Raw genomic sequence first — 9,256 nt, 5'->3', positions numbered from 1 at the left:
CCACAGGCTGTAAATTATTGCCATCATCAGAAATCGCCATACAGCAAATAAAGCTCTCTGAACGCTCGCTGATATAAAGAAAACGACCATCTGGCGTAATATGAATATCCGATGCCCAGCGCGTACTATTGAATTTTTCGTGAACAATATCTGCCGTTTGCATTAAACGATATTTGTCACCCATACGGCGATAAACATTCACTGTTGCATCTAATTCATTGACGCAATAAAAAACATTACCATTAGGATGAAATGCCACATGACGAGGGCCAGCATCAGGTGCTGTTGTTAATTCTTCGGCTCTCGCTTCTGTTAAATAACCATCACTTGAAAGATTGAAGAAACGAATATGATCTTCACCTAAACATGGCACAATCAGTTGCTTGTTATTCCAATCGATATTAGAAGAATGCGGTTTATTTAAGCCTTCAACCACTTGAATTGGTGAGCTTGCAATCCCTTCTTTAATAGGAAGAACTGCTAAATTACCTTGATGATAAGAAGGGACAAATAAAAATTGGCCTGTTTTATCTAAACAAAGATGTACTGGTGTACCGGGTACTGATGTGATGGCTTTTTGCTCTAGTTTACCATCATCGACAATCTTAAAGGTTATAATACTAAAGTTAGGTCGAACACCCACATAAAGATATTTTCCATCTGCGCTTGCAACCATAGGTTGTACTTGTCCTGGTACTTCAACCACTTGTTTTAAATCCATTTCACCAGCGCTATTGAGTGAAAAAACATGGATTTGATGACTCTCTGGACTTGCTATATAGACTACCTGTTCCATCCTTTCTCCTTAACATCTGTTATCTATTGATTTATAAAGAATATTAAACTGATGATAAATAATTTACCACGATTATGTTTGTTTATCTTTATAAGGTTAACGTGTAACATCGAAGCTATTGCATCTTAATACTATCAAGGGGCTTATTATGTCTTATCGCGTTATTGCACTGGATCTTGATGGCACATTGCTTGATGACCAAAAACGCATTCTTCCTGAATCTATAGAAGCACTCAATCAAGCTCGAAAAGCCGGTATTCAAGTATTGATTGTAACAGGTCGCCACCATGTTGCTATTCATCCGTTTTATCAAGCGCTACAACTCGATACCCCTGCTATTTGCTGTAATGGAACTTATCTTTATGATTATAATGCCAAAAAAGTATTAGAGTCTGATCCATTAACCACTCAAGAAACGCAAGATGTGTTAAACCTTATCAAACAAACCGATATACACCATTTAGTCTATGCTGATGATGCCATGCTTTATGATGAATTATCACCACCAGTTCAACGTTCACTCAATTGGGCTGATACACTCCCGCTTCATCAACGCCCTAACCTCGTTAAAGTCGATGATTTCTATCAAGCAATGCACGATGCTCAATCTATTTGGAAAATTGCGACAACAACACCTAATCATAATGAATTACATGCTTTAGTTGAAAAAATAGAACAACAAGTCGGCTTAGAATGTGAATGGTCATGGGTAGATCAGGTCGATATCGCTAAAAAAGGTAATAGCAAAGGGCGTCGTTTACAGCGTTGGGTTGAAGCCAATGGTATGAAAATGAGTGATGTGGTGGCATTTGGCGATAATTTTAATGATTTAAGTATGTTAGAACATGTAGGCTTAGGCGTTGCAATGGGTAATGCTTCTGATGAAGTGAAATCACGCGCAAAACTTGTCACTAAAAAGAATACTCAGCCAGGTATTGCAGAAACTATTCATAAATATATTCTGTCTTAATGACTGACGTTAATTTTTTATATACACATATAAAAAACCTCACATTTTTTTGATGTGAGGTTTTTAACTTTGCACCAACTAATACATAAATTAAAGATGGCGGCTTAAGGATATACTCTTAATTTGTGCATATAGCCATTGGCCTTCTTGAATATTCAATTCATCTTTTGCCCACGGCGTAATCCTCGCCCATAAATAATTGCCATCATTGACTAATTTAACATCAACTTGGCCATCATTAGGGATAATTTCAACTACTTTCATATGAAGTACATTACGAATACTACTATTTGATGGGCGCATTGTAGTTAGTGATACATCGGAGGCATCAATACGAATACGCACATCACGACCAATTTTTGCTTCAATTTGAGGTAACCATAGTACTTGATTACCAAATGCTGTTGCTGTCATATCATAATGATTATGATGCTCAACAACCATGACATTAGCCACACTGCTTAATGTCTCTTTTTGTAACCAAGGTCGTAAAGCACTGCTTGCCCATACATCTTCAAGCTTACCGGTTGCTTTGATTTTACCTGCATCCATCACTATGACATTATTAGCAAGCCTAATTATTTCATCAAGACTATGGCTTACATACAAAATCGGGATTTGCACGTCTTGTGATAACTTTTCTAAATAAGGTAAAAGTTCGCGTTTACGCGGTAAATCAAGCGAAGCAAGAGGTTCATCCATCAGCATAATATCCGGCGCTGTTAATAAAGCGCGCCCTATAGCAACACGCTGTTTTTCACCACCGGATAATGTCAGAGGGAAACGAGAAAGAAGCTGTTCGATGCCTAATAAATAGATAATTCTATCAAACTGCACCTTCATGGTTGGTGACATACCATAGAGCAAATTTCCTCTTACTGTGTAATGAGGAAAAAGCCTCGCATCTTGAAAAACATACCCTACTTTTCGTTTTTCAGGAGGAAGAAAAATCTTTTTTTCTGTGTCTACCAATACATTATCATTGAGGATGATTCGCCCTGAATCAGGCTTAGTTAATCCCCCTATCACATTGATAAGTGATGTTTTTCCTGCACCTGACAGGCCAAAAACAGCGGTAATGCTTTCTGTCGGCAATTCGGTATTCACTTCAAGACGCAAACTACCTAGCGTCTGTTTAAAATTCATTTCTAACATACGCCCCCCAATCCTTTACGACCCCAGCGAGTAAGCCATTCTGAAGCCATTAAAGAGACGAGCGCTAAAATAATTGCGATAACACATAAACGAGCCGCATCCATTTCTGCACCTGGTGTTTCAATTAAGGTGTACATGGCTAATGGAATAGTACGCGTTTCACCTGGAATATTGGAGACGAAAGTGATTGTTGCGCCAAACTCACCTAATGAGCGAGCAAAAGCTAATACCACTCCAGCGATAATCCCTGGCATAGACAACGGTAACGTAATAGTAAAAAATACCCTTAAAGGTGAAGCCCCTAAGGTTCTTGCTGCTTGCTCCATACGCTGATCAACGGCTTCTAATGCTAACCTAATTGCCCTTACCATTAATGGAAATGCAACTACTGCGGAAGCCAGAGCTGCACCTCGCCAACTAAAAGTAAAGCTAAAACCAAACCAGTTATAAAGCCATTCACCAATAAATCCTTTTCTACCCATACTAATGAGTAATAAATAACCTACCACTACGGGAGGCAGTACTAATGGCAAATGAATAATGCTATCAAGCAATGATTTACCTGGAAAACGTACCCTAACTAAAAGCCAAGCCATAAAAATACCAAAAGGCAGACTGATAATAACAGCAACAGTCGATACCTTAAGGCTTAATATTATAGCTTGCCATTCGTATTCACTTAACATCTCCAAAAGTCTATTTCCTACAGTGGGCTAAAGCCGTATTTTTTAAAAATTTCTGCGGCTTGAGGTGTTTTTAGATAGTCATAAAATTCACGAACTGATTTATTGTCTTGATCTTTTACAACTGCCATTGGATATTCAACAGGTTTATGGCTATCCGCAGGGAATACGCCAACCACTTTTACTTTATTACTCGCAACCGCATCAGAACCATAAACAATACCTAATGGTGCCTCATCACGCTCAACAAGCGCCATCCCACTACGTACATTATTAGTACGAGCCATTTCAGGACTAACGGTATTCCATGCACCTAAATACTCTAAAGATTCCTTTGCATAAATTCCTACAGGCACATGGTCAGGGTCGCCAACTGCTAATTTACCGCCATGTAATAAGGATTTCCATTTCGTTTCCTTATTAATAACAACGTCATTTAGTGAACTATCTTTAGGGGCAATAAGCACTAAATCGTTACCTAATAGCGTATAACGAGTATCAGCAACCATTAAATTTTTATCAATTGCGTAATCCATCCACTGCTGATCTGCTGAAATAAACAGATTTGCAGGTGCGCCCTGTTCAATTTGACGTGCTAATGTAGAAGATGAAGCATAAGAAGCAATCACTTCTGCATTTTTTTCTTGCTTATATTGTGCCGCAATTTCGTTAAGCGCATTAGTGAGAGAAGCGGCAGCAAATACCGTTATTTTCTCCGATGCAACACTTTGGCTAACAAGTGCAAAAGAAATAACGGCGCCAGCAAGTAATTTTCCTGATAATTTTTTCATTTTATGATTCCGGTTAAATTAGACATCAACACGCTGTATATACCAAGATACAGCGTAAATTGAAAGGATTAGATGCTAAAAGCTGGTGATATATCAATAAAAAATTGAAAGTTCAAAAATAGAACAAAAGAGAGAATAAAGCGCTTATCACTACAGAAAATAACTAAATAACTAAATAACTAAATAACTAAATAATTAAATAACCAAATAACCAAATAATCAAATAATCAAATAACCAAATAACCAAATAATCAAATAACCAAATACTAATAATATTATTTATATTCAAGATAACCTTATGATTTAATTATTTCCCAAGCAACGGATTTGTAAGTATATTTTTTACATCATTTTAACCAAAAGAATATAAATAAAATTAACCATTAACATAATTTAAAATATTACTTTAAGTATATACAACCATGATAATAAGTGAAGGTACCTAACACTATGATAAAATATAATAAATACTCAATAAAAAAGTAAATATGACCTTTACAACATTTAATATAACGACTAATTATTAATTATAAACTAAGCGAAGTAATAGGACATCATATGTATATATCATCGATAGAAACTTATTTACCTGGTTGTAATATAGATAATGAAAAACTTTCTAAATTAGTTAATTTTAAACCTCAATTAATAGAAAAATTATTTGGTAATTATGGTCGGCATTTTTCTACTAATATAGAAACGGGAAATATTACATCTAATGCAGCTGATCTCGTATCCTTACTAATAGAGAAACTTGTTAAATATAAAGATAATGGATTTAAAGATATTGAATTCATTATATTATCAACAGCGACTCCTGATCACTTATTACCAACAAGTTTAAATGAAGCCTGCTATAAACTAGGTTTAAAGAATATAGAAACATATCAAATAACAGGAGGTTGTTCAGGTGCATTACAAGCTTTAAACCTAGCTAACTATATTATAAAAAGTAAATCACATCAGAAAGGTTTAGTCATTGGCGTTGAATGTTCAAATAAATTTTTAAATATATTTAATGAAAAAGTAGAAAAATTATCACCTAAAGAACTTGTTAATTATTTTTTATTTGGTGATGCAGTCGGTGGGTGTATAGTTCAAAGTAAACATACAGCAGGCGCTGTAGAAATAAAAGATATATATTATGAATATCTTGGACTAGATGAAGTTGCTGCACAATCTATTGATTGGCATGGTTCAAGAAATGATGCAGATACAGACTCTGACTCTATGATCCAAGAAGAGTATAAACTTATAGAGAAATTAGTTCCCAATTTAACAAGCGAGCTTTATCATAAAATAATAGAACGTAACAATAAAGAACCTAGGTGGATAATGCCTCCTCAGCTTTCAGGAAAAATGGTTAAAGAAATTTGTAATAAAATGAATATTCCTGATGAAAAAATTTTATCACTTGTTGATATCATCGGCAATTGTGCCAATGCAGCAATATATTTTCAATTGAAAGAGTTTTATGATTTAGCAGAAAAAGGCGATACTGGTGTTGCTATTTCAATAGAATCTTCTCGTTGGTTATCTTCAGGTTTGTATGTAAAGAAAGGAGATAATAATGAATAAGAGTATATTTAATAAAATTATAGAGGAAAAAAAAATAAACTACTCTGGAATGATAAAAGTAACAGGATTGTTACTCTGTAATTTAAGTCATAAAGCGATATTTCCATTAATGAAATATAATGCGGCTAAATTTAATACAGAATTTATTTTTATTGAGTATGAATATAGTGATTTTTTCACCTTCTACAATTTATTTAAAGATGAAATTATCGAAAAAAAACCCAATAATATATTTATATTATATGATGAAAATTACTATCTCGATAAATACAAAACTTGCAGACCATTAGAACAAGTCATAACTGAGATAGAAAAAAGGGAAAAAGAAATATCATTTATTGTTAATAACTTGGAAGAAAAAAGTGAAATAAACTTAGATATAATCATTTCCACACTATACTTAAACGATAATAAACTAAAACAATATATTAGCATTGAGGAAAGAGAGACAATAAAAAATAAAGTAAACGATTTTAATATTAACCTTTATAATTTAAAAAGAACAATTTTTTCTAAAATTAATTTATGCATTGTTGACATGGATGGGTTTTATGGCGAATCACTAGAAGATATTTATTCTGAAGGGAATTCAGTCGCTACTTTAAGTTTTTTAAATTACTTTGCAAAAAACGTAATCGATTACATCCGATTAAAACAGGGTAAATCTCTAAAATGTATTATCACAGATCTAGATAATACATTATGGGATGGAGTTATGGCAGAACAATCCACGCTCATCAAAACTAAAAACGATATTTATTTTAAAAGATACCAGAAATGGCTAAAAAGAATGCAACAACAAGGCGTCATTCTTTCTATCGTTAGCAAAAATGATAGCGATTTTATAAAATGTTTTTTTACCAAATATCAAGATGAATTAGCCATATCTTGGGATGATTTCACTTTTCCAGAAATAAATTGGAAAAATAAAAGCAGCAATATACTTCATATTTGTCAAAGACTTAATATAAGTACTGAACATGTCCTTTATATAGATGATAATTTATATGAAATACAAGAAGTAAAAAATTCTATTGAAAAAATTAATATATTTCACTTCGGAAATGATATTAAAGAGAATGTTGACACATTATTAGTATCTGATTATTTCCTTAAGGAGAAAATTACACAAGAAGATATTCTAAGAAATGATACTTTCATTGCTGATATAAAAAGAGAAAAGTTATCAAATGAATTAAAAAACCATGATGACTTTCTAAAAGATATAAAAATGGTTTTACATGTTAGAGAATTAAATACAAAAGATATAGAAAGAATATCAGATTTAACACTAAGAACAAATCAATTTAATATGACAACAACAAGAATGAAAAAATCTGATGTTATTAACTATGCTAAAGATAATCATATATTAGTTTATGATTTTGAAGATAGACTAGGAAATTACGGGATTATAGGTGCATCATTTATAAAAAAAGAAAATAATGCGTTTATTATAGATAATATGGTGTTAAGCTGCCGTGTTTTTGGCCGTGGAGTAGAATATGCAATGATAAAAAGTATTTTAGAGCTATCTAATAAAGTAGATATAAAATATTTAACTGGTAAATTTATTGAAACATCTAAAAATAAAAATTTTTCTTCATTTTATACAGATTGCGGGTTGAAATGGCAAAAAGATAATATATATAAATCAAGCATCAACAATATAGAAATTAATAAAAAATGTCGTTTAATTAAAATTATTGGAGAGTAAAAATGCAACCTTATGAGTTTATTAATTTTATAAATGAAAAAACAGGTATGAATCTAAATATAGAAGATATCAATAAAGATATTACAGAAATAGATGAATGGGACTCATTAACATTTATCTATATGATTATTGAGTTTGAAAATAAAAACAATATAAAAATTGATATAGAAAAAATATTATCCTGCACAAACCTTAATAAAATACTCGAGGTAATTAATCATGAAGTTGGAGAAAATAACGAATAGCAGAAATCAAACGATCATTTTCTTAGATATAGCAAAAAATATTCCTTCAGTAACACTTATAGATAAAGTCTATATCGATAAGTTACATCTGAAATATTCCACTGCAATATTAATAAGTGCAGTAACTAATGCTATAAATGAAATGCCTCATTTGAATTGTATGGTTAAGTATGGAACCGATAATAAAATTATCTCAATGAAAAATATTTCAGCCAGATTAACAATATCTGACAAAAAAAAGAATGGCATAAAAGGAGTATATTCTACTTTATTAAATAATGTCAAAAATGAAAGTACAATAGATATATATAATAAAATTTTAGAAATAAAAAGGAAAGGAATTAAAGGATTGGAGTCATATAATAAAGTTATCTTGTTGCAAAAATTACCATATCATATAAGTAAATTTTTAGTTAAAACCATGTTGTATTTATTCCCCAAAAAGCAAAGTGAGTTATTTGGTAGTTTTACTGTTACTTCATTTGGAAAAAACAGTCAAAAAATATGTATTCCAATATCTGGTTCAACATTTACTTTTACTTTAGGATCAATCCAGAATATTGATAGCAATAATCCTTTTTTAAACATTGTAATGATATTTGATCATAGAATTATTGACGGAATAGAAGCGTCTATTTTACTCGATAAAATAAAAGATAACTTTGCCATCTATTTATTAAAAATAAAGGAAGAAATCAATGTTCAGCCTGAGCCAAAGTAAAAATTTTGTATTATTACACGCTAAAACACTAGGAATTGGTAAAGAAGTAAAAAACCTGATAGATAGTGTTGAAAGCTTAACTGATTCCTCAGAAAAAGGTTGGGGACCTTTATTTATAAATGAAGCTAGAAAACAAAAAAAACAGGGTAATATAGATAAAGCACTTGGTTTTTATAATATTGCTAGATTTCCCTTCCCAAATACAAAAACTCAGCAAGAAGCTTATAAAGAATATCTAGACTTATTTAATAAAAATTATATTGTAAATAACCAGCTTAAAAAGATATCATTATTTAATGATAAATCTATATTTTACTACAAAGAAGGAAATTCAAATAAAAAAAAACAAGTTTTGATTATTTGTGGTGGCATAATTTCACTTAAAGAACAGTGGGTAAGAGCATTAAATTTATTAAATAAATTTGGTTTTTCTATTATACTTACAGAATTACCTGGTGTAGGTCAAAATAATATTCCTTATGACAGTTCATGTTGTACTTTTTTTACAGAAATATTAAACGAGCTTGATATACAAAGTGATGCAAATTGTCATATTCTTGGTTTAAGTTTTAGTGGCTATATTGCACTTCGAAATAGCAA

9 protein-coding genes and 1 pseudogene are annotated in these 9,256 nt (G+C 31.6%); 6 read left to right on the top strand and 4 right to left on the bottom strand.

The features are described 5' to 3' along the window. A partial coding sequence (gene pgl, locus M983_RS13465; protein WP_066751878.1) for a 6-phosphogluconolactonase occupies positions 1 to 796 on the bottom strand: 796 nt, incomplete at its 3' end. A gap of 148 nt (positions 797 to 944) precedes the next feature. Between pgl and M983_RS13460 the strand changes: the two genes are divergently transcribed. Continuing rightward, on the top strand, positions 945 to 1,766 hold the full coding sequence (locus tag M983_RS13460; RefSeq protein WP_066751875.1) for a pyridoxal phosphatase: 822 nt from the start codon (positions 945 to 947) through the stop codon (positions 1,764 to 1,766). 90 nt (positions 1,767 to 1,856) lie between these two features. Here the strand turns inward: M983_RS13460 and modC are convergent, their stop codons facing one another. The 3 genes from modC to modA are packed head-to-tail and all read right to left on the bottom strand — an operon-like array spanning position 1,857 to position 4,395. Then, positions 1,857 to 2,921, bottom strand: coding sequence for a molybdenum ABC transporter ATP-binding protein ModC (gene modC, locus M983_RS13455; protein WP_066751872.1), 1,065 nt, complete (start codon positions 2,919 to 2,921; stop codon positions 1,857 to 1,859). Beyond that, complete coding sequence (modB, locus tag M983_RS13450) at positions 2,915 to 3,607, bottom strand: molybdate ABC transporter permease subunit (protein WP_066751870.1); 693 nt, start codon at positions 3,605 to 3,607, stop codon at positions 2,915 to 2,917. Before modB ends, modC begins: the two co-directional genes overlap by 7 nt. Before the next feature lie 17 nt (positions 3,608 to 3,624). After that, positions 3,625 to 4,395 (bottom strand): molybdate ABC transporter substrate-binding protein, encoded by a 771-nt coding sequence (gene modA, locus M983_RS13445; RefSeq protein WP_066751868.1) that lies wholly within the window; start codon positions 4,393 to 4,395, stop codon positions 3,625 to 3,627. Positions 4,396 to 4,953: 558 nt separating this feature from the next. Here modA and M983_RS13440 point away from each other — a divergent pair. The 5 genes and pseudogenes from M983_RS13440 to M983_RS13420 form a co-directional block, all read left to right on the top strand. After that, positions 4,954 to 5,973 (top strand): 3-oxoacyl-[acyl-carrier-protein] synthase III C-terminal domain-containing protein, encoded by a 1,020-nt coding sequence (locus M983_RS13440; protein WP_066751866.1) that lies wholly within the window; start codon positions 4,954 to 4,956, stop codon positions 5,971 to 5,973. Next, on the top strand, positions 5,966 to 7,690 hold the full coding sequence (locus M983_RS13435; RefSeq protein ID WP_066751864.1) for an HAD-IIIC family phosphatase: 1,725 nt from the start codon (positions 5,966 to 5,968) through the stop codon (positions 7,688 to 7,690). The genes M983_RS13440 and M983_RS13435 overlap by 8 nt, the downstream gene beginning before the upstream one ends. 2 nt (positions 7,691 to 7,692) lie before the next feature. Further along, on the top strand, positions 7,693 to 7,935 hold the full coding sequence (locus M983_RS13430) for a hypothetical protein (RefSeq protein WP_066751855.1): 243 nt from the start codon (positions 7,693 to 7,695) through the stop codon (positions 7,933 to 7,935). After that, positions 7,910 to 8,656, top strand: a complete 747-nt coding sequence (locus M983_RS13425) for a hypothetical protein (protein WP_066751852.1) — start codon at positions 7,910 to 7,912, stop codon at positions 8,654 to 8,656. Before M983_RS13430 ends, M983_RS13425 begins: the two co-directional genes overlap by 26 nt. Then, a pseudogene (locus M983_RS13420) lies at positions 8,634 to 9,256 on the top strand (alpha/beta hydrolase); the annotation flags it as partial. The gene M983_RS13425 and the pseudogene M983_RS13420, both read left to right, overlap by 23 nt.

This window comes from Proteus myxofaciens ATCC 19692 (genome assembly GCF_001654855.1).
In the GTDB taxonomy this organism is placed as follows: domain Bacteria; phylum Pseudomonadota; class Gammaproteobacteria; order Enterobacterales; family Enterobacteriaceae; genus Proteus; species Proteus myxofaciens.
This window is presented reverse-complemented; position numbering and strand designations above follow the sequence as displayed.